General features: G+C 70.5%; 22 protein-coding genes. 13 read left to right on the top strand and 9 right to left on the bottom strand.

The annotated features are described in order from the left end of the window. The first annotated feature begins 167 nt into the window (after positions 1-167). On the top strand, positions 168-839 hold the full coding sequence (locus ABD785_RS34425; RefSeq protein ID WP_344836914.1) for a response regulator transcription factor: 672 nt from the start codon (positions 168-170) through the stop codon (positions 837-839). Between the two features lie 73 nt (positions 840-912). Next, complete coding sequence (locus tag ABD785_RS34420; RefSeq protein ID WP_344836911.1) at positions 913-2,184, top strand: sensor histidine kinase; 1,272 nt, start codon at positions 913-915, stop codon at positions 2,182-2,184. A gap of 19 nt (positions 2,185-2,203) precedes the next feature. Here the strand turns inward: ABD785_RS34420 and ABD785_RS34415 are convergent, their stop codons facing one another. The 3 genes from ABD785_RS34415 to ABD785_RS34405 all read right to left on the bottom strand — a co-directional run bounded on the left by ABD785_RS34415 (position 2,204) and on the right by ABD785_RS34405 (position 4,524). Then, entirely contained in the window at positions 2,204-2,719 is a 516-nt protein-coding gene (locus tag ABD785_RS34415; protein WP_344836909.1) for a GtrA family protein, read from the bottom strand. A 152-nt stretch (positions 2,720-2,871) separates the two neighbouring features. Next, entirely contained in the window at positions 2,872-3,375 is a 504-nt protein-coding gene (purE, locus tag ABD785_RS34410; RefSeq protein WP_344836906.1) for a 5-(carboxyamino)imidazole ribonucleotide mutase, read from the bottom strand. Positions 3,376-3,378: 3 nt separating this feature from the next. Next, positions 3,379-4,524, bottom strand: coding sequence for a 5-(carboxyamino)imidazole ribonucleotide synthase (locus tag ABD785_RS34405; RefSeq protein WP_344836903.1), 1,146 nt, complete (start codon positions 4,522-4,524; stop codon positions 3,379-3,381). A 45-nt stretch (positions 4,525-4,569) separates the two neighbouring features. Between ABD785_RS34405 and ABD785_RS34400 the strand changes: the two genes are divergently transcribed. Further along, positions 4,570-5,280 (top strand): glycerophosphodiester phosphodiesterase, encoded by a 711-nt coding sequence (locus ABD785_RS34400; RefSeq protein ID WP_344836900.1) that lies wholly within the window; start codon positions 4,570-4,572, stop codon positions 5,278-5,280. On the opposite strand, the gene ABD785_RS34395 is transcribed toward ABD785_RS34400, so the two are convergent. Then, positions 5,247-5,906, bottom strand: a complete 660-nt coding sequence (locus ABD785_RS34395) for a response regulator transcription factor (protein WP_344836898.1) — start codon at positions 5,904-5,906, stop codon at positions 5,247-5,249. The two genes, ABD785_RS34400 and ABD785_RS34395, sit on opposite strands and share 34 nt — an antisense overlap. Continuing rightward, positions 5,903-7,015: a sensor histidine kinase gene (locus tag ABD785_RS34390; protein ID WP_344836895.1), complete on the bottom strand. Its 1,113-nt coding sequence runs from the start codon at positions 7,013-7,015 to the stop codon at positions 5,903-5,905. Before ABD785_RS34390 ends, ABD785_RS34395 begins: the two co-directional genes overlap by 4 nt. 151 nt (positions 7,016-7,166) lie before the next feature. Between ABD785_RS34390 and ABD785_RS34385 the strand changes: the two genes are divergently transcribed. Together ABD785_RS34385 and ABD785_RS34380 are read left to right on the top strand one after the other, a co-directional pair. After that, on the top strand, positions 7,167-8,087 hold the full coding sequence (locus ABD785_RS34385; RefSeq protein WP_344836892.1) for an ABC transporter ATP-binding protein: 921 nt from the start codon (positions 7,167-7,169) through the stop codon (positions 8,085-8,087). Further along, positions 8,084-8,839 carry a hypothetical protein gene (locus ABD785_RS34380; protein ID WP_344836888.1) on the top strand — a complete coding sequence of 252 codons (756 nt, stop codon included), beginning with the start codon at positions 8,084-8,086 and terminating at the stop codon, positions 8,837-8,839. The genes ABD785_RS34385 and ABD785_RS34380 overlap by 4 nt, the downstream gene beginning before the upstream one ends. A 25-nt stretch (positions 8,840-8,864) precedes the next feature. Here ABD785_RS34380 and ABD785_RS34375 read toward each other — a convergent pair whose 3' ends face one another. Continuing rightward, on the bottom strand, positions 8,865-9,953 hold the full coding sequence (locus ABD785_RS34375; RefSeq protein ID WP_344836885.1) for a serine hydrolase domain-containing protein: 1,089 nt from the start codon (positions 9,951-9,953) through the stop codon (positions 8,865-8,867). A 175-nt stretch (positions 9,954-10,128) separates the two neighbouring features. Further along, positions 10,129-11,298 (bottom strand): acyl-CoA dehydrogenase, encoded by a 1,170-nt coding sequence (locus ABD785_RS34370; protein ID WP_344836882.1) that lies wholly within the window; start codon positions 11,296-11,298, stop codon positions 10,129-10,131. Between the two features lie 42 nt (positions 11,299-11,340). On the opposite strand from ABD785_RS34370, the gene ABD785_RS34365 reads away from it, so the two are divergent. Continuing rightward, positions 11,341-12,654, top strand: coding sequence for a UDP-glucose dehydrogenase family protein (locus tag ABD785_RS34365; RefSeq protein ID WP_344837060.1), 1,314 nt, complete (start codon positions 11,341-11,343; stop codon positions 12,652-12,654). A 10-nt stretch (positions 12,655-12,664) separates the two neighbouring features. On the opposite strand, the gene ABD785_RS34360 is transcribed toward ABD785_RS34365, so the two are convergent. After that, positions 12,665-13,696 (bottom strand): glycosyltransferase family 2 protein, encoded by a 1,032-nt coding sequence (locus tag ABD785_RS34360; RefSeq protein ID WP_344836879.1) that lies wholly within the window; start codon positions 13,694-13,696, stop codon positions 12,665-12,667. An 88-nt stretch (positions 13,697-13,784) separates the two neighbouring features. On the opposite strand from ABD785_RS34360, the gene ABD785_RS34355 reads away from it, so the two are divergent. Then, positions 13,785-15,335, top strand: a complete 1,551-nt coding sequence (locus ABD785_RS34355; protein WP_344836876.1) for an LCP family protein — start codon at positions 13,785-13,787, stop codon at positions 15,333-15,335. A gap of 4 nt (positions 15,336-15,339) precedes the next feature. Here ABD785_RS34355 and ispD read toward each other — a convergent pair whose 3' ends face one another. After that, the gene (ispD, locus tag ABD785_RS34350) at positions 15,340-16,026 is read right to left on the bottom strand and encodes a 2-C-methyl-D-erythritol 4-phosphate cytidylyltransferase (protein ID WP_344836873.1); all 687 of its coding nucleotides are present in this window, start codon (positions 16,024-16,026) and stop codon (positions 15,340-15,342) included. Between the two features lie 60 nt (positions 16,027-16,086). On the opposite strand from ispD, the gene ABD785_RS34345 reads away from it, so the two are divergent. Genes ABD785_RS34345 through ABD785_RS34320 form a run of 6 tightly spaced genes read left to right on the top strand, consistent with a single transcriptional unit; the run spans position 16,087 to position 21,865 of the window. Beyond that, entirely contained in the window at positions 16,087-17,667 is a 1,581-nt protein-coding gene (locus ABD785_RS34345; protein ID WP_344836870.1) for a CDP-alcohol phosphatidyltransferase family protein, read from the top strand. Continuing rightward, positions 17,664-18,296 carry a DUF5941 domain-containing protein gene (locus tag ABD785_RS34340; RefSeq protein ID WP_344836869.1) on the top strand — a complete coding sequence of 211 codons (633 nt, stop codon included), beginning with the start codon at positions 17,664-17,666 and terminating at the stop codon, positions 18,294-18,296. Before ABD785_RS34345 ends, ABD785_RS34340 begins: the two co-directional genes overlap by 4 nt. After that, entirely contained in the window at positions 18,296-19,030 is a 735-nt protein-coding gene (locus ABD785_RS34335) for a phosphocholine cytidylyltransferase family protein (protein WP_344836866.1), read from the top strand. Before ABD785_RS34340 ends, ABD785_RS34335 begins: the two co-directional genes overlap by 1 nt. Positions 19,031-19,035: 5 nt before the next feature. Next, positions 19,036-20,091 carry an iron-containing alcohol dehydrogenase family protein gene (locus ABD785_RS34330; RefSeq protein WP_344837057.1) on the top strand — a complete coding sequence of 352 codons (1,056 nt, stop codon included), beginning with the start codon at positions 19,036-19,038 and terminating at the stop codon, positions 20,089-20,091. A 1-nt stretch (position 20,092) separates the two neighbouring features. Continuing rightward, positions 20,093-20,986, top strand: a complete 894-nt coding sequence (locus tag ABD785_RS34325; RefSeq protein WP_344836864.1) for a CDP-alcohol phosphatidyltransferase family protein — start codon at positions 20,093-20,095, stop codon at positions 20,984-20,986. Positions 20,987-21,022: 36 nt separating this feature from the next. Further along, positions 21,023-21,865 (top strand): glycosyltransferase family 2 protein, encoded by an 843-nt coding sequence (locus tag ABD785_RS34320; protein ID WP_344837054.1) that lies wholly within the window; start codon positions 21,023-21,025, stop codon positions 21,863-21,865. Positions 21,866-22,064: the final 199 nt, after the last annotated feature.

Raw genomic sequence — 22,064 nt, 5'->3', positions numbered from 1 at the left:
GCTCGAACGGCGTCGGGCGAGGGGCTCACCGGCGTCCGCGACATCGGGTGCTTGCACCCGCAAGAAGGTGATTAGTCGTGTTCGACCTTGGACTACGAGTGTTAAACCGCAGGTCAAGCCTGTGTCCTTAGCCAGGAAACGTTCATGAATGGTCCTACGATCGGTCCATGACCTCAGTACTGCTCGCCGAGGACGACACGTCCATCTCCGAGCCTCTCGCCCGCGCACTGCGCCGCGAGGGCTACACAGTCGAAGTGAGCCCGGATGGGCCGCAAGCCCTGGAAAGGGCGCTCGGCGGCGGTGTGGACCTCATCGTCCTCGACCTCGGGCTGCCCGAACTCGACGGGCTTGAGGTGGCTCGCCGTGTTCGCTCCGAAGGCCACGGCGTCCCCATCCTGATCCTCACCGCCCGCGCCGACGAGGTCGACACGGTCGTCGGCCTCGACGCCGGTGCCGACGACTACGTCACCAAGCCGTTCCGTCTGGCCGAACTGCTGGCCAGGGTCCGGGCCCTGCTACGCCGAGGCTCCACCGAGACACCCATCGTCCAGGGGGTGCGGATCGACGCCGAGTCGCGTCGCGCCTGGATGGGGGAGAACGAGCTGCAGCTCACCACCAAGGAATTCGACCTCCTGCGCGTCCTGGTGCGCGACGCGGGCAAGGTCGTGACCCGCGAACAGATCATGCGCGAGGTCTGGGACACCAACTGGTGGGGTTCGACCAAGACGCTCGACATGCACATCTCCTGGCTGCGCCGCAAGCTCGGGGACGACGCCGCGAGCCCGCGCTACATCACGACGGTGCGCGGTGTGGGTTTCCGGTTCGAGCGCGGCGACTGATTCTGATCTGGACATGACGCATACGGGGGGTTGCCCGTTCGCACGGGCAACCACGGCCTAAGGAAAGAAGACGATGAGACGCCGGCTGCTCCTGTCGACCCTCGGCGTCGCGATCACGGCGATCATGCTGCTCGGGATCCCGCTGGCGTTCGTGATGAGCAGGCTGATCTACGACGACGCCTCCCAGCAGCTCAGCTTCAAGGCGGCCTCGCTGATCAAGGAGATCGAGGTCCCGCTCAGCAAGGACGAGAAGCCCGATCCCGCGAAGATCGCCAAGGCCTACCAGAACCTCTACTTCGAGATCGAGCTGCCCGACGGCTCCGACCTGACGGTCGGGAACAAGCTCGGCGGCGCGACCATGAAGGCCACCAGCAACGCCGACAACATCACCGTGACCGCCTACCGGCAGATCTCGGACGTCCGCAACGACGTGGCGCAGCAGCTCGTGCTGATCGCCAGCCTGGTCCTGCTCGGCATCCTCGTGGCGGTGATCATGGCTGTGGTCCTGGCCAGGAAGCTGACCCTGCCGCTGGTCGACCTGGCGGAGACCGCCGAGCGGCTCGGCACGGGCAACGCCAGGCCGCGCCGCCGCCGCTACGGCATCGCCGAGGTGGACCGGGTGGCCGAGGTGCTGGACTCCAGCGCGGTCCGGATCGCCGACCTGCTGGCCGCCAGCCGCGAATTCGCCTCCGACGCCAGCCACCAGCTCCGCACGCCCCTGACGGCGCTCACGATGCGACTGGAGGAGATGGTCGAGGCCGCCGACTACCCGGACGTGGTCCGCGAGGAGGGCCATGCCGCTCTCGCCCAGGCCGAGCGCCTGGTGGCCGTCGTGGAACAGCTCCTGGCCAGGGCCAAGCACGACCGCACCGGGCAGGCCGTCCCGACCCTGGTCGACCTGATGGTCGAACAGCAGATCGAGGAGTGGCGCCCGATCTTCGCCAAGGACGGCCGGGAGATCCAGGTCATGGGCGAGCCGGGCCTCGTGGCCGTGGTCACCCCGAGCTGCCTGTCCCAGATCGTCGCGACGCTGCTGGACAACTCGCTCATGCACGGCGCGGGCACCGTCACGATCACGACCCGGCTGCAGAAGCAGCACGTGGTCGTCGAGGTGGGCGACGAGGGCCCGGGAGTCCCGCCCGACCTGGTCAAGAAGATCTTCGACCGCAGTGTCAGCGGCGGCGGCGGCACGGGCCTCGGCCTCTACCTCGCCCGTTCGCTGGCCGCCGTCGACGGCGGCCGCCTGGAGCTCCTCCAGGCCAAGCCCGCGGTCTTCGCGGTCTTCATGCGCCGTCGTGAGGAGGCCCGCCTCGCCGAGGAACGCGTCGTGGTGGGGCCCGTCTGAGGGGCGGGGAGCGCCCGTTCTAGCGCTTGACGCTCTGCTGGGCCGTGAAGGCGGCCGGGGCGGGGGCGTAGGAGCCTCGGACGGGCGCGGGGGCCTCGGCGGGCTCGGGGGCCAGGAAGACCCACTTGCGGTAGGCCCAGAAGCGGAAGATCGTGGCGAAGCCGGTGCCGATCACGGTGGCGACGTTGAACCAGATCAGGGCGTCGAGGTGGAGCACGTAGTGGGTGAAGCCGACGAACAGCTCGGTGATCACCAGGCCGACGCCGTTGAGGCCGAAGAACAGGGCGTACTCGCGGCCCAGGCCGCTGCGGTCGCGGTGCCGGAAGGTCCAGTGCCGGTTCGCGAAGTAGGCGAAGGTCGTCGCGACGATCGTCGCGAGGGCGTTGGAGGTCATCGGCCCGAGATCGAAGCCGCCGCGCAGGATGTTCCCGAGGCCCAGAGTGATCACGAAGGCGATCGCGCCGACGCTGCCGAACTTGGCGAGTTCATGGGCGATGCGCCGCAGCCTCGGGCGGAAGTCGGCGACGATGCTCACAGAAAAGGCCTCTCTCGATCACACTCGGTCGGATTCTGACCAGAGCCGGAACGCCCCTCGGCGCCGCGGGCATTCCCGTCCGTCAGTCTCTAGGACGGTTGCGCACCCCGAACAGTTGCCCGATGAGCGCGAGATCACGCGAAATACTTCATTCAGGATGTAGCACCCAGGCTATTACGTAGCGTAGCGCCCTTGGCCTTGGCCTGGCCGTACAGGTCCTGCTGGAAGCCGAGCATCTTCTTCTGGAGCTCGGGGTCGGACGTGGCAAGGATACGCACGGCCAGCAGTCCCGCGTTCCGGGCGGCGCCCACGGCGACGGTGGCGACCGGCACCCCGGCGGGCATCTGGACGATCGACAGCAGCGAGTCCATGCCGTCCAGGTACTTCAGCGGGACCGGGACCCCGATCACCGGCAGCGGGGTCACGCTGGCCAGCATCCCGGGCAGATGGGCGGCCCCGCCGGCCCCGGCGATGATGACCTTGAGCCCGCGGCTCGCGGCCTCGGTGCCGTATTCGATCATGTCGAGCGGCATCCGGTGCGCCGAGACCACGTCGGCCTCGTAGGGGATCCCGAACTCGGCCAGGGCGTCGGCGGCGGCCTTCATGACCGGCCAGTCGGAGTCGGAGCCCATCACCACGCCCACGAGAGCGGACATCGGCTACTTCCCTTCTTCGGGGTAGACGAGCCCCGGATCGCGCAGGTAGAGGGAGGCGTGCTCCGCCCTGGCCCGCAGTCTCGGGAGATCGTCGCCCATGACGTTGACATGGCCGATCTTGCGTCCCGGCCGCACTTCCTTGCCGTAGAAGTGGATCTTCAAGCCGGGGTCGTGGGCCATGCAGTGCTCGTAGCGAGGATAGAGGTCGGGATCGTCTCCGCCGAGGAGATTGCCCATGACCGTCCAGGGGGAGTGGGTGCCGGTGTCGCCGAGCGGCAGGTCCAGGACGGCCCGCAGATGCTGCTCGAACTGGGAGGTCGGGCTGCCGTCGGTGGTCCAGTGGCCCGAGTTGTGCGGGCGCATGGCCAGCTCGTTGACGATCACGCCGTCCTCGGTCTCGAACAGCTCGACCGCCAGCAGGCCGACCACGCCGAGCTGATCGGCGATCTGGAGGGCGAGCCGCTGGGCCTCGGCGGCCGTGTCCTCGGAGAGCCCCTCGGCGGGCGCGACGACCTCGACGCAGATGCCGTCCTGCTGGACGGTCTCGACGACCGGATAGGCCGCCCCCTGCCCGTGCGGGGACCGGGCGACCAGCGCGGCGAGCTCCCGGCGGAAGTCCACGCACTCCTCGACCATCAGGGCGGTGCCCGAGGCGACGACCTCGGCGGCCTCCTCCGGCGCGCGCACGATCCACACGCCCTTGCCGTCGTATCCGCCGCGGACGGCCTTCACCACGACCGGCCATCCGTGCTTTTCGGCGAACCGCGTGACATCGTCGACGGTGTGGACGGCGGCGAAGTCGGGACAGGGCGCCCCGAGGGCGCTCAGGCGCTCCCGCATCACCAGCTTGTCCTGCGCGTGCAGCAGGGCGGCCGAACCGGGGAGGCAGACGACCCCTTCGGCCTCGAGCGCCCTGATGTGCTCGCCGGGGACGTGCTCGTGGTCCCAGGTGACCACGTCGCAGCCCTCGGCGAAGGCGCGCAGATCCTCCAGGGAGGTGTGGGTGCCGATCCGGACGTCGGCGCAGACCGTCGCGGCCGAGTCGGCGGGGTTCTCGGCGAGGACGCGCAGCCGCACCCCGAGGGCGATCGCCGCCTGCTGCGTCATCCGGGCGAGCTGGCCGCCCCCGACCATTCCGACGACCGGCATCTGACCTGGACTTCTCACGTTCTGAGAGCTTAGTGGAAGGCAGACATGATCTTTTCGGAAGGGCTGACACTGATCGGGCACCGGGGCGGTGGCACCGGTGAGGGGGAGAACACGCTGGAGTCGCTGCTGGGCGCCGTCGAACTGGGCCTGACCTGGGTCGAGATCGACGTCCAGCGGACCGCGGAGGACACCCTGGTGCTGCGGCACGACCCGGTGACCGCCGACGGCGCCTTCGTGATCGACGGCCCCGGCACGGGCCTGGTGCGCCTGGAGGAGGTGTTCGAGGCGCTGCCCCCGCACGTGGGCATCGACATCGACGTGAAGACCGTCCTGGAGGACGCCCTCGACCACCGGACGGCGCCGCTGCTGAAGAAGCTCGTCGCGGACGAGGCAATGCGGCGGCCCCTGATGATCACCTCGTTCGATCCGGCGCTGCTCATGCGGATGTCCGATCTCGGGGTGCCGCTGGGCCTGCTGACCTGGCTGTGGTTCCCGATCGGGCACGCGGTCGCGGCGGCGGCGGGGCTCGGCCTGGACGCGATCGCCCTGCACACGGGCTCGTGCGAGGCCGGATCGGGCAAGCAGCGGCCGTTCGAGCGGTGCGTCGAGGTGGCGCACGAGGCCGGGCTCGACGTGATCGTGTGGTGCCCGAAGCCGGAGGAGGTCGCGCTCTACTCCGCGGCCGACGCGCTGGTGGTCGACGACGTGCCCGGGACGCTGGCTCAGCTCGCCGGGCTGACCACGCCCGCCTCGTAGGCGATGATCACGAGCTGGGCGCGGTCGCGGGCGCCCAGCTTGGACAGCAGGCTCGACACATGGGTCTTGATCGTGGACACCGACAGGAACAGCTCCGCGCCCAGCTCGGCGTTGGACCGTCCCCTGGCGATCAGCTCCAGGATCTCGCGTTCGCGGTCGGTGAGCGGGGCGAGCACCACGGGCCGCCGGGTCCTGGCCGGACGGGCGGTGAACCGGCTGATGATCCGCCGGGTCACGGCCGGGGCCAGCAGGGCGTCGCCCCTGGCCACGATCCGGATCGCGGCGATCAGCTCCTCGGGCGGGCAGTCCTTGAGCAGGAACCCCGAGGCCCCGGCGCGCAGCCCCTCGAAGACGTACTCGTCGAGGTCGAAGGTGGTCAGGATGATGATCTTGATGGCCGGGTCGGCGGCGACGATGCGCTCGGTCGCGGTGATGCCGTCGGTGCCGGGCATCCGCACGTCCATCAGGACGACGTCGGGCCGCTCCCGGAGGGCCAGCTCGACGGCCTGCTCCCCGTCGGCGGCCGTGCCGGCGACCGCGAAGCCGTCGCCGTCGAGCAGGACCTGGAGGCTGGCCCGCAGGAGGGTCTGGTCGTCGGCGATCAGGACGCGCAGCGGGGGGTTCACGGCGACTCCGCATCGGGGATCCAGGCTTCGACGGTCCAGGAACCGTCAGCGGGTCCCGCGCTGAGGGTGCCGTCGAACATTCTGACGCGTTCGGCCATTCCCCGCAGCCCGTGCCCGGGCGGTCCCTCCTCCGGTGGCTCCCGGTAGGGGTTGGTGATCCGCAGGCACAGGCCGTCGGGGGAGTAGGCGAGGCAGACCCGGCATCGGGGCGTCCGGCCGTGCCTGACCACGTTGGTCAGGGCCTCCTGGAGCAGCCGGTAGGCCGTCAGGTCGGCGCCGGGCGACAGCGGCCTACGCTCGCCGTCGATCTGGAAGGAGACGGTCAGCCCCGCGGCCGCGGCGGCCTCGACCAGTTCCTCGGCCAGGTCGAGGCCCGGTTGCGGGGCGGTGCCGCCGTCCCGGCCGTCGCGCAGGACGCCCAGCAGCCGCCGCATCTCGACCAGGCCCGACCGGCCGGTGTGCTCGATCGAGCCGAGCGTGGCCAGCAGGTCGTCTTCGGGGAGCCTCTTGTGCCTGGCCACCCCCGCCTGGACGGTGATCATGCTGAGGGCGTGCGCGACGACGTCGTGAAGCTCCCGGGCGATCCGCATCCGCTCCTCGGTGAGGGCCGCCTCGGACTCGCGGCGCTCCAGCTCGACCCGTCCCTCGGTGTACTCCCTGCGCTGGCGGACGGAGTCACCGATCAGCAGCGGGATGAGGGTCAGCACGACGGGGGCGAGGACGTTCTCACCGTCGAACTCCGCCTGCTGGCCGTAGGTGACGGCGTACCCGGTGGCGCAGAAGGCCGCCGAGAGCGCCAGCGCGGCGCGCCGGCCCCTGGTCACCACGCACGTGTACAGGGCGAGCATCACCACGAACGGCGGATAGCCGCGGTAGGCGGTCCCGGCGATCGACAGGACCGCGGTCCCCGCCGCCGAGGCGACCAGGACGGCCAGCGGCCACCGGCGCCGCAGCACCAGCACCGCGCCCGTCGCCCAGCAGAGCACCGTGAGCCACGGGGCGCCGTCCCTGAGCAGCGGCACCGTGATCGCCAGCGCGGCGACCGCGTCGAGCAGCACCCACTGCCATGCCCTGACGCGCTGGAGCAGCGGCGGGCGCAGGGCGGTCATTCCGGCACGTTAACCCCGGCCGGGCGCGGCGGCCATCGGTCGGAAGTACCTTCCGATCACCCCCTGGAGGGGGAGGCGGAAAGGAGACCTGCGTCCGACGCGGGGCCGGTTCCCGCGGTGCGACCGTGAGGGCGACCCCGAAGGAGGGCTCATGATCGAAGTACGCGGCGTGACGAAACGCTACGGCAGGTCCCTGGCCGTCGACGACCTGTCGTTCCAGGTGCGGACCGGGCAGGTGACCGGGTTCCTCGGCCCCAACGGCGCGGGGAAGTCCACCACGATGCGCATGATCCTCGGCCTCGACCGCCCGTCCTCGGGCGCCGCCCTGGTCGACGGGCGGCCGTACCGGTCGTTCAGGCGTCCCCTGCACAAGGTCGGCGCGCTGCTCGACGCCTCGGCCTTCCACCCCGGCCGCACCGCCCGCGACCATCTGCGCGCCATCGCCCTGTCGAACGGGATCTCCCCGGCCCGGGTGGCGCACGTGCTCGGCCAGGTCGGCCTCGACCCGGTGGCCGGGAAGCGGGCCGGGACGTTCTCGCTCGGCATGAAGCAGCGCCTCGGCATCGCGGCGGCCCTGCTCGGCGACCCCGAGCTGCTGATGTTCGACGAGCCGGTCAACGGCCTCGACCCCGAGGGCGTCCTGTGGATCAGGACCCTGATCCGCGGCCTGGCCGCCGAGGGCCGGACGGTCTTCGTCTCCTCGCACCTGATGAGCGAGATGGAGAGCACCGCCGACCATCTCGTGGTGGTCGGGCGCGGGCGCCTGATCGCCGACCTGCCGATCAGAGAGCTGATCGCGGCCGCGTCGGGCGCGCATGTGGTCGTCCGGGTCGCCGCGGAGCACCGGCCGGCGATGATCTCCGCGCTGTCGGCCGGGGGCGCCCAGATCACCCTCGAACCCGACGGCGCGCTCAAGGTCGCCGGGATGGACGCCGCCGGCGCGGGCGCCCTCGCCCACGCCTGCGGCATCCCGCTGGCCGAACTGTCCCCCCGCAGGTCGTCGCTCGAGGACGCCTACTTCGAGCTCACCGAGGACGCGGTCGAGTACCGCGCGAAGGAGGTGGCGGCATGACGCTCACCGGCGTCTTCGCCTCCGAATGGCTGAAGCTGCGGTCGGTCCGCAGCACGTACTGGACCCTCGGCGTCGCCGCGGTCCTCATGCCGCTGATCGGCTTCCTGGTCGCCCACGGCACCGCACCGGCCGAGAAGGCCGCGGGCGACTTCGACCCCACCGACGCCATGCAGGGCGCGGCCTTCGCCCAGCTCGCCTTCGGCGTGCTCGGGGTGCTGACGATCAGCTCCGAGTACTCGACCGGGCTGATCCGCACCACGTTCGCCTCCGTTCCGGGGCGCGGGACCGTGCTGGCGGTCAAGGCGGCCGTGCTGTTCGTCCTGCTGCTGATCGTCGGCGAGATCATCTCCACCACGACGTTCCTGGTCGCGCAGGCCGCCTACCCGCCGGGCCTCGGGATCTCCCTGGCCGACGACGGCGCGCTGGGCGCCGCCCTCGGGTCGGGCTTCTACATGGCCTTCATCGGCATGTTCGGCTTCGGGGTCGGCGCGATCGTCCGGCACACGCCCGGCGCGATCACGGTGATGATGGCCGTCGTCTTCGTGATCATGAGCATCCTGCCGCAGCTCTTCCCGGCGAGCGTCCGGGACGAGATCGGCCGGTACAGCTTCCTGGGCCTCGCCCACGGGCTGTCGACGATCACCCCGATCCCCGAGGTGCCCGCCGACGGCACCTCGGTGGCGCTCTGCTTCTTCTACGCGGCCCTCGTGCTCGTCCCGGCCTTCCTGCTCACCCTGCGGCGCGACGCCTGAACGGCGTGACGGCCGGGACGGCGGGTCAGCGGGTGCGGGCCACCTCGGCGGCGACGGCGCGGAACATCGGCATCGTCTCGTCGTCGTCGAGGTTGTAGAGCGTGGTCCGGACGATCACCACGTGGTTCTTCCGGTCCACGTAGATGAGCTGACCGCCGAGCCCGCTGGCGTAGAAGGCGTCGGGCCCGTCGAGCCACCAGTGCAGGCCGTAACGGGCGTTGACGGGGGAGGGCGTGGTGGCCTCGGTCACCCAGGAGGCGGGGACGACCTGGCGGCCGGCGACGCTGCCGCCGTCGAGCATCATCTTCCCGAACCGGGCGAAGTCGCGGGCCCTGGCGTAGATGCAGCAGTAGCCGAGGCCGTTGCCGTGGGAGTCGTTGCCGACGTAGGCCGTCGAGGCCATTCCGGCGGGCGTCCAGATCCTGTCCTGGACGTACCTGTGGAACGGCACCCCGGTGGCCCTGGCGACGACGAGGGCCAGGACGGCGCTGTTCATGCTGCTGTAGTTGTAGCGGGTCCCGGGCTCCTCGGCGCGCTTGCGGACGGAGGCGAACTGCAGGGTCGAGAACCAGCCCATGCTGACCGACACGTGCAGCGGGACGTCGTCGGACGACTCGTTCCAGGCGATCCCCGAGGTCATCCGCAGCAGGTTCCGCAGGGACACCCCGGCGTAGCCGGACTTCGACAGCTCCGGCAGATACGCCTCCACGGTGTCGTCGAGCGACCTGATCTTCCCTTCGGCCAGGGCGATCCCGACGGCGTCCGAGGTGAATGACTTCGCCATCGACCACGACTGGAACTCGGTGCTCTGGGAGTACCCCGGCGCGTACCACTCCTTGACGATCCGGTCCCCGTCGAGGACCACGAACCCCTGGGCGGTCTTGTTCAGGAACTCCTGGAGCGACTCGTCCCTGCCGTCCACCGGCACCGTCACGGCCAGATCCCGCGGCGCCGGGTTCAGCGCCACGGGCGTCGTCGACGCCTTCAGCCGGTCGAATCCGGGCAGCACCGACAGCACGGAACCGGGCTCGGGAGCGGGCGTGGCCGCCACCGCCCCACCGCTTCCGGCGACCAGCGCGACGGCCGTGACAAGGGACAGAATCCTGCGACGCATGAGGGCTCCCGGCGGCAGGCGGAACGGGAACGCGCCTGCCTTACCGGAAGGTAACTTGATGTGACGCACCTCACTATGCCCTCGCCGCCGTATTTCCCTCCCCGATTCGAGCGTTTCCGCGCCAACCCGAGGGGGCCCGGGGCGCGAACGCCCCGGGCCCCTTGACGCGGAACCGCTACTTGAGGAGCTGGCGGGCCATGACGACGCGCTGGATCTGGTTGGTGCCCTCGTAGATCTGGGTGATCTTGGCGTCGCGCATCATGCGCTCGACCGGGAAGTCGCTGGTGTAGCCGTAGCCGCCGAGGAGCTGGACGGCGTCGGTGGTCACGTCCATGGCGACGTCGGAGGCCAGGCACTTGCAGGCCGAGGAGACGAACGTCAGGTCGGGGACGGTCTCACCGTGGAAGGCCCGCTCGGACTTGATGGCGGCGTGGTAGGTGAGCTGGCGGGCGCCCTCGAGCTTCATGGCCATATCGGCGATCATGAACTGGACGCCCTGGAAGTCGGAGATCGGCTTGCCGAACTGCCTGCGCTCCTTGACGTAGCCGATGGCGTAGTCGAGGGCGCCCTGGGCGATGCCCAGCGCCTGGGCGGCGATGGTGATGCGGGTGTGGTCGAGGGTGGCCAGGGCGGTCTTGAAGCCCGTGCCCTCCTCGCCGATGATCCGGTCGGCGGGGATCCGCACGTCGTCCAGGATGACCTGGCGGGTGGGGGAGCCCTTGATCCCGAGCTTCTTCTCCTTGGGCCCGAACGACACGCCCGGGTCGGACTTCTCCACGACGAAGGCGGAGATGCCCTTGGCCCCCTTGGACGGGTCCGTGACGGCCATGACGGTGTAGTACTCCGACACACCCGCGTTGGTGATCCACATCTTGGCGCCGTTCAGCACCCAGTGGTCGCCGTCGCGCACGGCACGGGTCTTCATGCCCGCGGCGTCGGAGCCCGCCTCGGCCTCGGACAGGGCGTAGGAGAACATCGCCTCGCCCCGGGCCATGGGAGCCAGGTACCTTTTCTTCAGTTCTTCGGAGCCGCTGAGCAGGACCGGGACGCTGCCGAGCTTGTTCACGGCCGGAATGAGGGAGGAGGAGGCGCACGCACGCGCGACTTCCTCGATCACGATGACCGTGGCCAGGGCGTCGGCGCCGTTGCCGCCGTAGGTCTCGGGGACGTGCACGGCGTGCAGGTCGTTCTGGACCAGGGCGTCGAGCGCTTCCTGCGGGAAGCGCGCGTTCTCGTCGACGTCCGCCGCGGCCGGAGCGATTTTGGCTTCGGCGAGTTCGCGGACCGTCTGCCTGAGGAGGTCGTGCTCCTCGCTCGGGGCGTACGCGGGAAAGTCAGGGCTCATGGCATTCATGCTACCGGGCAGTAAGTTAGGAGTTGTGACGTGGTGGCACACCGGCTGACCGTCATCGGGACGGGATACCTCGGAACGACCCATGCGGCGGCGATGGCCGAGCTGGGCTTCGAGGTGCTGGGCCTCGACATCGACGAGGACCGGATCGCCCGGCTCGCCGCCGGCGACCTGCCCTTCTACGAGCCGGGGCTGCCGGAGCTGCTGCGGCGCAACCTGGCCGCGGGCAGGCTGCGTTTCACCACCTCCTATGCCGAGCTGGCCGAGTTCGGCGACGTGCACTTCCTCTGCGTCGGCACCCCGCAGCGGCAGGGGGAGAACGCGGCGGACGTCTCCTTCGTGGACTCCGCCATCCGCTCCCTGGTCCCGCTGCTGCGCAGGGAGGCCCTGATCGTCGGGAAGTCGACCGTCCCGGTCGGCACCGCCGCGCGGGTCGCGGGCCTGATCGGGGAGCTGACGTCCGAGAACGTGGAGCTGGCCTGGAACCCCGAGTTCCTGCGCGAGGGCTTCGCGGTCCAGGACACCCTGCACCCCGACCGGATCGTCGCGGGCGTGCCGTCCGCCGCGGCCGAGAAGATCCTCCGCGAGGTCTACGCCGCCCAGATCGGGGAGGGCGTCCCGTTCCTGACCACCGACTACCCGACGGCCGAGCTGGTCAAGGTCTCGGCGAACGCGTTCCTGGCCACCAAGATCTCCTTCATCAACGCGATGGCCGAGGTCTGCGAGGCCACCGGCGCCGACGTCACCAAGCTCTCCCAGGCCCTGTCCTACGACGACCGGATCGGCGGCAAGTTCCTCGGCCCCGGCCTCGGCTTCGGCGGTGGCTGCCTGCCCAAGGACATCCGCGCCTTCATGGCCCGCGCCGGTGAGCTGGGCGTCGACCAGGCCCTGTCGTTCCTGCGCGAGGTCGACGCGATCAACATCCGCCGCCGCCACCGCATGGTCGACCTGGCCCGCGACCTGCTCGGCGGCTCCTTCGACGGCCGCGGGGTCGCCGTGCTCGGCGCGGCGTTCAAGCCGGACTCCGACGACGTCCGCGACTCACCGGCCCTGGACGTGGCCGCCGCGATCCAGCAGCAGGGCGGCGTCGTCACCGTCTACGACCCGCAGGCCAACGCCAACGCCGCCCGCGCCCAGCCGTCCCTGTCCTTCGCCGCCTCGACCGCCGAGGCGGCCCGCGGCGCGGACGTCACGCTCCTGCTCACCGAGTGGCGGGAGTTCCGCGACCTGGACCCGGAGGCCCTGGGCACGCTCGTGGCCGTCCGCAACATCGTCGACGGCCGCAACGCCCTCGACCCCGAACGCTGGCGCGCCGCCGGCTGGACCTACAAGGCCCTGGGACGCCCCTGAGCGACGGGGTTCAGGCGTCGCGGTTGAGGCCGAGCCCGGGCGGGCTCGTCAGGAACCCGAGCCCCCACGACAGGTGCATCGTCGCGTAGACGAACGGGAGGCAGAGCCGCGTCTTGAGCGGCAGCCCGCCCATCGTCAGCAGCGTGCCCCCGACCGGGATGGCCAGGAAGTAGCCGACGGGCAGGATCCATCCGGGCCAGAACCCGAGCAGCCCCGCCACCGTGCCGACGACGATCCCGACGACGGCCAGCGGCGGCGCCAGGTAGCGCAGGTTCAGGGTGCCCTGGTGCTCGCGGCCCACGACCCGGCGCCAGCGGCCGGTGAAGAAGAACTGCCTGGCCAGCGCCTTGATGTTGGGCCGCGGCCGGTAGGTCACCCGCATCGAGGGGGTGAACCAGATGCGCCCGCCCGACTGGCGGATGCGGTGGTTCATCTCCCAGTCCTGCGCGCGCACGAAGGTCTCGTCGTACCCGCCGACCCGCTCCAGCGCGCTGCGCCGGAACGTGCCCAGGTAGACGGTCTCGACCTCGCCGGGCTCGCCACCGGTGTGGAAGCGGGCGTTGCCGACGCCGAACTTGGACGTCATCGCCCGCGCGACGGCCTTCTCGAAGGCGGTGACGCCCTCGGCGGCCATGACGCCGCCGACGTTGTCGGCCCCGTGGGCGTCCATCGCCTCGACGGCGATCCGGATGTAGTCGGCCGGCAGCAGCGAATGCCCGTCCACCCGGACGAGAATCGAGTACTGCGCGGCCTTGATCGCGATGTTCAGCCCGTGCGGGGTGCGCCCCGTCGGGTTGGTGACGGTCACGATGCGGGGATCGCCGGCGGCGAGCCGCTGGGCGATCTGGTTGGTCTTGTCGCGGGACGGGCCGAGCGCGAGCACCAGCTCCAGCTCACCGGTGTAGTCCTGGGCCATGATGCGGCCTACCGCATCGGCCAGATGCCGCTCCTCGTTGAGGACAGGCATGATCACCGAGACGGCGGGCCAAGTGGACCGCGGCTCATCCTGGGGCGACCCGTGGGCGTGGAGAGACTGATTCATGACGGCGCCACGGTAACGTATCCAGCCAGGTCCGTAGGCCGTGATCGGGCGGTTTCCGCCCCACAGGTCGAGCTGAGGGGGCTATCGGATGGCTGGGGAAGACGACCCGTTCGAGCAGTACTTCAAGCCTCGACCGGCCGGAGCGGAGGGGCCGGGGGGCCCTGTCGCGGACGACAGCGGCATCGGCTGGGAGGCCGTCGTGGTCGAGGGCGAGGGGGCTCAGCGCGTCCAGGTGACGCCGCCCCGGCACCGCCGCTCGTCCGGGATGACCGCCTACCAGGCCGCGCGCAAACGCAGGCTGCTGGTGGTCACCGCGGCGGCGTCGTCGCTGGTCCTGCTCGGTTCGGGCACGGCGTGGGCGTTCCAGGAGTTCCTCAAGGGCTCGCTCAGGACCAACGACATCGACATGGGTAAGGGCGGCGAGACCGGGCCCAAGGGCGCGATGAACATCCTGCTCGCCGGGGTCGACCGCCGCGACGGCATGAAGCCCGAGGACATCAAGCGGCTCCATCTCGGACGTGAGCAGGGCGCCCGCTCCGACACGATGATGGTCGTCCACATCTCCGAGAAACACGACAAGGTGACGATCGTCTCGCTGCCGCGTGACAGTCTCGTCACCATCCCGGGACGCGGCCAGGGCAAGCTCACCTGGGCCTACTCCTACGGCGGCGCCCAGCTGATGAAGGACACGATCCAGAACTTCACCGGCGTCCGTCTCGACCACTACGTCGAGGTCAACTTCAACGGCTTCCTGAAGGTCGTCAACGAGGTCGGCGGCGTCGACATCTGCACCGAGACCGCGATCAACGACAAGGCCAGCGGCCTGGTCCTGACGCCCGGCACCCACCACGTCCAGGGGCCCGAGGCGCTGGCGTTCGCCCGCGCCCGCCACGGCCTCGGCGAGGACATCGGCCGGATGCAGCGCCAGCAGCAGTTCCTGTCCGCGCTGATGAACGCCGCCATCGCCAAGGCCAAGAGCAACCCGCTGGCCGCGGGCACCGTCCTGCGGTCGGTGCTCGGCGCGGTGACCGTCGACAAGGGCCTCAAGCAGAACATCGACGGCCTGGCCGCCCAGTTCAAGGACCTGTCGCTCGGGAGCGTCGAGTTCGCCAAGGTCCCGATCGACAACCCGGCCGGGACGGCCTTCATGGGCGGCATCAACCAGTCGGTCGTCCTCGTCGACGGCTCGGCGATGCGCAAGATGTTCCGCAAGATCATCAACGACGAGCCGCTGAAGGAGCCGAAGCCCGCGCCGGCTTCCGGCCAGTCCGGCCTGACCGTCCCGCCGAGCCAGATCTCCTTCCGGGTCCGCAACGGCGTCGGCACCAAGGGCATCGCCAAGCTCGCGGCGAACGGCCTGAACAAGGTCGGCTTCCACGCCACCTGGGTGATCGGCGTCGTCCAGCGCGCCGACACCAAGACCACGCTCATCCGCTACGGACCCGGCCGCGCCGACTCCGCCAGGACCCTGGCCGCCTCGATCCCCTTCGCGAAGCTGAAGAAGGTCGACGCCCTGGGCGGCACCATGGAGCTCATCGTCGGCTCGGCCTGGGCCAAGCCCAAGCCCGTCACCATCGCGGGCCAGCCCACCGTCGGCGAGATCGAGACCCGCTCCGCCACCGACAACCTCTGCAAGTGACGCGCTACCGGGTGGCGGCCAGGTGCTCCGCGACGACCAGGTCGAGCGGGGTGGTGATCTTCACCAGCCGGTCGTCGCCCTCGACCACCCGCACGGGGACGCCGGGCAGGTACCGGTGGACCACACCGCAGTCGTCGGTCGCGACGAACCCCGGGTCGGCCAGCGCCTTCTCGTAGGCGCGCCGCAGGGTCCCCAGCCGGAAGCCCTGCGGGGTCTGCACCCGGGCCAGCGCGTCCCGCGGCGGGGCGTCCGCGACATGCCCGGCGGACACCGCGATGATCGTGTCCGTGACGGGCAGCGCCACCGACACGCACGCGTCGCGGTCGAGGGCGTCGAGGCAGCGGTCGATCACCCCGTGGTCGACGAAGGCACGTGCCGCGTCGTGGAAGAGGATCCTGGTGTCGTCCGGCTCGTCCGCGAAGCGTTCGAGCGCTCTCAGCGTGGAGGCCGTCCGGGTCGACCCGCCGGTGATCACTTCGCCCGAGAAGATCGTCTTCGCCGCGTCCTCGAAGCCCTCGGCCATCACGACGACCACCGTGTCGATCCGATCGTGAGAGGCGAACGTCTCCAGGGGATACGCCAGCAGAGGCCGTCCTCCGACCACGATGAGCTGCTTGGGAATGCCCGCGCCGATCCGCGCTCCGACCCCCCCGGCCAGGACGACGGCGATCGTTTTCCGTCGGTACTCCACAGTTTCCCCTTCGTTCACCCACTAGGCTCGTCCAGTGCTTGAACTTCCCGGAGGCCGCTGGTGACTTTCGTGGTGGTCGCCACCGAGCCCGCAGAGCCCGGTGAGCCGACGGCCGAACTGCCCTATGACGGCCCGGTCACGGTGCTCGATCGGCTGCTCGGCCAGCTCGGCGCACTCAAAGTACCGGACGTGCGGATCGTGACCCGGCCGGAGGCGGCGCAGGTCCTGCGCAAGAACGGCCACGAGGTCATCGAGTCGCCCGACCTGGCCGCGGACCTGCGCGAGATCGCCGCCCTGGCCGCCGGCTCGGCCGAGTTCTTCCTCGCCCACGCCGACGTGGTGATCAGCGACGAGCTGCTGACCCGGCTGGTCCGCGACAAGACGACGACCGCGATCACAGCGAAACAGGCCGCGTCCGGCACCCGTCCCGCGGTCCGGGTCGCCAAGCGCCGCGTCGTGTCGGCCGGCTCCCGCTTCCACCAGGTCACCGACCCCGGCGCCGTCTTCCGCGGCGTCCTCAAGGTCACCGACCCGGCCGCGCTGGCCGCGGCCTGCGAGGAACTCGCCGGGCTCGCCCTCGCCGACGTCCCCCCGGTCCGCGTCCTCGGCCTCCGGGACGAGACCCTCGACGTCTTCGTCGACAGCGACGCCCGCGACGAGTTCGACCGCCGGGTCCCCGAGCACGACGTCCTCGGCCGCACCGCCCCCGGCGGCGACGACGCCGTGGCCCTCGCGCTGGTCGGCCTGGTCAGGTCGGGGGTGCGGGTCACGGCCCGCAACGTCGACGTCCTGGTGTGCGAGCGCGTCCTCACCCCCGCCGAGGCCGCCGCGGCCCGCGAGGCCGTGGACGCCGTCGACGAGGACCGGGTACGCCTCGACGCGGCCGTCAAGTCCAACGACGGCTTCTTCACCACCTACTTCGTCAGCAGCTACTCCAAGTACATCGCCCGCTGGTGCGCCCGCCTGCGCCTCACCCCGAACATGGTCACCTGCATCTCGATGGCCATCGCGGTCATCGCCGCGGTGTGGTTCGCCGAGGGCACGAGGACCGGGCTCGTCCTCGGCGCGATCCTGCTCTACGTCTCGTTCGTCTTCGACTGCGTCGACGGCCAGGTCGCCCGCTACACCCGGAGCTTCTCCACCCTCGGCGCCTGGCTCGACGCCACCTTCGACCGGGCCAAGGAGTACGTCGCCTACGCGGGCCTCGCGGTCGGCTACGGCGTCACCCACTCCGGCGACGTCTGGGGGCTCGCCTGCGCGGTGATCATCCTCCAGACCTGCCGTCACATGGTCGACTTCTCCTTCGCCGTCCACAAGGGAACCGTGCCGCCCGCGCCGATCAGGCGCGTCCCCCTCGACGCCCCCGACGACGCGGCGCTCGACCCGCTCCCGAAGGCCGCCGCCGTCCGGCGGGGAGGCCTCGGCATGGTCGCGGTCCGCGTGTCCGCCGCACTGGAGAAGGTCCCCGGCGCCCGCTGGGGCAAGAAGATCATCATTCTGCCCATCGGGGAGCGGTTCGCGCTGATCGGCCTGACGGCCGCGTTCTTCGACGCGAAGGTGACGTTCCTGGCCCTGCTGCTGTGGGGCGGAGTGGCCGCCGGGTACACCCTGTCGGGCCGGATTCTGAGGTCGATCGTATGAGCACCGCGACCGCGCCCGCCGCCGAGGACAAGACCGCCCAGCTGCGGGCCTACCGCGACGACGGCGCCGTCTCCCGCGGCCTCGGCACCCTCGCCGCCGGCCATCTGCCGCCCCTGCTGCCCGTCCTGGTCGCCGCCGTCGTGACGGTCGCCGTCCTGGCGATCGGCGTCACCGACGACGGCCTGCCCGCGCTGCTCGCACCGGTGGCGCTCCTGCTGCTCACGGGCCCCGCCTCCACCCACCCGCACGACGGGAGGCTGGACTGGCTCGTTCCACCCGTCATCAGGGCGATCGAGTATGGTTACCTGGCTGTACTCGGGTTTTCCCAAGGTGTTCCGCACTGGTTGGTCTACACACTGCTCGCGGTGCTGGTCTACCACCACTACGACACCGTCTACCGGACCCGTCAGGGCCTCTGGCCGCCCGACTGGGTGTTCCAGGCCGGCCTCGGCTGGGACGGCCGGATGCTGGTGGCCGCCCTCGCGGCGATCCTGAACATCCCCACCTTCGCCTACGCGGCGATGGCCCTGTACCTGGGCGTCCTGTTCGGCTGGGAATCCGTGCGTACCTGGCTGGAGACCGAACGGTCCTCCGGCGTGATCGTTGATTTGGAAGAGGAGGCCGGCTAATGATCGGCATGATTCTGGCTGCGGGCGCGGGACGTCGGCTCCGTCCCTACACCGACACCCTGCCGAAGGCATTGGTACCGGTCGACGGCGAGACCACCATCATGGACATCTCGCTCCGCAACCTCGCCGCCGTCGGCCTGACCGACATCGTCATCGTCGTCGGCTACTGCGCCGGCGCCGTCGAGGAGCGCAAGGCGGGCTTCGAGGAGAAGTACGGCGTGAAGATCACGCTCGTGCACAACGACAAGGCCGAGGAGTGGAACAACGCCTACTCCATGTGGCTGGCCCGCGAGCACTTCTCCAAGGGCATCCTCATGGTGAACGGCGACACCGTCCACCCGGTCTCGGTCGAGAAGACCCTGCTCGCCAACGAGGGCAAGGCCGACATCCTGCTGGCCGTCGACGACGTGAAGAAGCTGGCCGACGAGGAGATGAAGGTCATCCTCGACGGCACCGGCCACCTGTCGAAGATCACCAAGCTGATGGACCCGGCCGACGCGGCCGGCGAGTACATCGGCGCCACGCTGCTGGCCCCCGCCGCCGCCGAGGCCCTCGCGGACGCACTCAAGGCGACCTTCGAGGCCGACCCCGACCAGTACTACGAGGACGGCTACCAGGAGTTCGTCAACCGGGGCGGCAAGATCGCCGTCGCCCCGATCGGCGAGGTCTCCTGGGTCGAGGTCGACAACCACGACGACCTCTCCAAGGCGCGGGACATCGCGTGCCACTACTGACGCGGATGCTGACCGCGCCGCTGTCGATCGACGTGCGGCGCGGCGCGATCGCGTCCCTCGGTGAGCTGCTCGCCGACCGGCGGATCGCCACCGAGGGCCGGGTCGCGGTCGCGGTCGGCCCCGGCCAGGGCGACACCATCGCCGAGGACATCCGGCCGACCCTCGCCGACTGCGAGGTCTTCCGGGTCCCGGGCGGGACGGTCGACGCGGCCGTCCATCTCGGTTCCCAGCTCCGCGGCGGCTCCTACGAGGCGATCGTGGCGATCGGCGGCGGCAAGACCATCGACGCCACCAAGTACGCGGCGACCCTCGCGGGCATCCCGATGGTGTCGGTCGCGACCAACCTGTCGCACGACGGCATCTGCTCGCCGGTCGCCTCCCTGGAGCACGAGAAGGGCAAGGGCTCCTTCGGGGTCGTCATGCCCCTCGCGATGATCGTCGACCTCGACTACGTGCGGTCCGCCCCCGAACGGCTGGTCCGCTCCGGCGTCGGCGACGTCATCAGCAACTTCTCGGCCGTCGCCGACTGGGAGCTCGCGCACGCCCAGACGGGAGAGCCGATCGACCGGCTCGCCCTGACCGTCGCCAGGACGGCCGCCGAGGCGCTGATCCACCAGCCGAACTCCGTCGAGTCCGACGAGTTCCTGACGGTCCTCGCCGAGGGCCTCGTCCTGTCCGGCATGGCCATGTCGTTCGCCGGTTCCTCGCAGCCCGCCTCGGGCGGCGACCACGAGATCCTGCACGCGATCGACCAGCTCTTCCCCGGCTCGGGCAACCACGGGGAGCTCGCCGGCATCGGCGCCCTGTTCTGCCACTTCCTGCGCACGGAGTTCCTCGGCGAGGACCCGGCCAAGGTCCGTCTCGTCGCGGAGTGCCTGGCCCGGCACCGCCTGCCGATGATGCCCGGCGACGTCGGGCTGACCGCGGAGCAGTTCGCGCAGGCCGTCGCGTTCGCGCCGTCGACCCGGCCCGGCCGGTACACGGTGCTGGAGTACCTGAACCTCGACGAGGCGGCGATCCTGCCCGTCGTCCGCAAGCACATCCAGGAGTTCGGTAGCTGAGATGCCCGCACGGAGCCCCTACACGCTCGCCGAGATCCGCGAGAAAGGCCAGCCCCCCGGCCTGAAGGAACGTCGCAACGAGGAGCATTGGGCCGGACGTCTCTACGCCCGCTCGATCTCCCCGTACCTCGACTGGGTGGCTCTGCGCATCGGCCTGTCCCCGAACCAGCTGACCTATCTGATGATCCTTTCCGGGATCGGCGCGGGCGTCGCGTTCTCGGTCGGCGACGGACTGGTCAGCGCGATCGTCGGCGCCCTGCTGGTGCAGCTGTACCTGGTCCTGGACTGCGTCGACGGCGAGGTCGCCCGGATCACCGGCAAGACCTCGATCATCGGCGTCTATCTGGACCGGATCGGCCACTACATGTCCGAGGTCGCGATCCTCGTCGGCCTCGGCTTCCGCGCCCAGCACACCGCCTACGACTCCGGCGGGTTCGGCCCCTGGCAGCACGGAGGCTGGGTCGAACTCGGCCTGCTCGCCGCGCTGGGCGCCGCGCTGATCAAGGCCGAGACCGACAACGTCGTGGTCGCTCGCGCCAAGTCCGGCCTGCCCGCCGATCCCGAGGGCGGCGACCGCGCCCTGCGGCCCACCTCGACCTGGCTCGCGCTCGCGCGGCAGGCCGCCTCGATGCTGAAGTTCCACCGCATCATCGGCGCGGTCGAGCTCTCGCTGCTGATCCTCGGAGCCGCGGTCCTCGACAAGGTCCTCGGCCTGCCGGACCTTCCCGCCTGCCCCGCGGACGGCCAGTCCGGCGCGAGCACGATGATCTCCTGCGGTTACAGCGGCACCTACTGGACGGTGACCAGGGGGCTGCTGGTCGCCGTCGCCGCGGTCGCCGTCGTGCAGACGCTTCTGCATCTCGTGAGCATCGTCGCGTCGCGGCGTCTGAAGTAAGTGGTGGCAGTCTTGTTGTCTGTTGTGGTCCTGACGATGGGGAACCGGCCGGTCGAGCTCGACCGGTCGATCCGCAGCGCGCTCAACCAGAAGGACGTCGACGTCGAGGTGATCCTCGTCGGGAACGGGGTGCGCGGCGACTGGGAGTCCCCGGTGGACGACGCCCGGGTGAAGACCTACCTGCTGCCGGAGAACCTCGGGATCCCCGGGGGACGCAACAAGGGCGTCGAGTTCTCGGCCGGAGAGCTCATCCTCTTCCTCGACGACGACGGCTACTACCCGTCGCTCGAACTCGGAAAGCGGCTCGAGGGGATGTTCGCGGCCGATCCCGCCCTCGGGATCGTCTCGTTCCAGGTGAAGGACCCCGAGGGCGGACCCGGCCAGCGGCGGCACGTCCCGCGGCTGCGCTCCGGCGACCCCGACCGCAGCTCCCCGGTGACGACCTTCCTCGGCGGCGCCTGCGCGATGCGCAGGACCGCGTTCGACGCCGCGGGCGGCCTGCCCGCCGACTTCTTCTACGCGCACGAGGAGACCGACCTCGCCTGGCGGGCCCTCGACGCCGGATTCACGATCGTCTACGACGCCGGCTCCGTGATGTGCCACCCCGCCGTCCTGCCGACCCGGCACGCGATGTTCTACCGGTACAACGCCCGCAACCGCGTCTGGCTGGCCAAGCGCAACCTGCCGTGGCCGATCGCCCTGACCTACATCGCCGTCTGGATGACGCTGACCGTCCTGCGCGAACGCAGGCCCGCCGCGCTCAAGCCCTGGTTCCAGGGCTTCGCCGAAGGCTGGCGCACCCCCTCAGGAGACCGCCGCCCCATCAAGTACCGGACGGCCTGGCGCATGACCCGCACGGGACGCCCCCCGATCATCTAGATGCTTGGGCGAACGAGGGCCGGAACTTTTCCCGTTCCGGCCCTCTCGCTGTCTCCGGGGCGCTAGTGTTTGACCCATCGCAGGAGATGACGTAAGCTCGTCTCTTGTGCCCCTGACGGGTGCGGACGCCAGAACGGTCTTCGGATCGAGGCGGCCGACCGGAGGGCGAATCGCCGGAAAATCGAAGGTGTGCTACTGC

Origin of the sequence: Actinocorallia longicatena, assembly GCF_039534125.1 — a bacterium.
Lineage (GTDB): Bacteria > Actinomycetota > Actinomycetes > Streptosporangiales > Streptosporangiaceae > Actinocorallia > Actinocorallia longicatena.
Note: the sequence above shows the minus strand (reverse complement) of the source record. Positions and strands in the feature narration are given on the sequence as shown.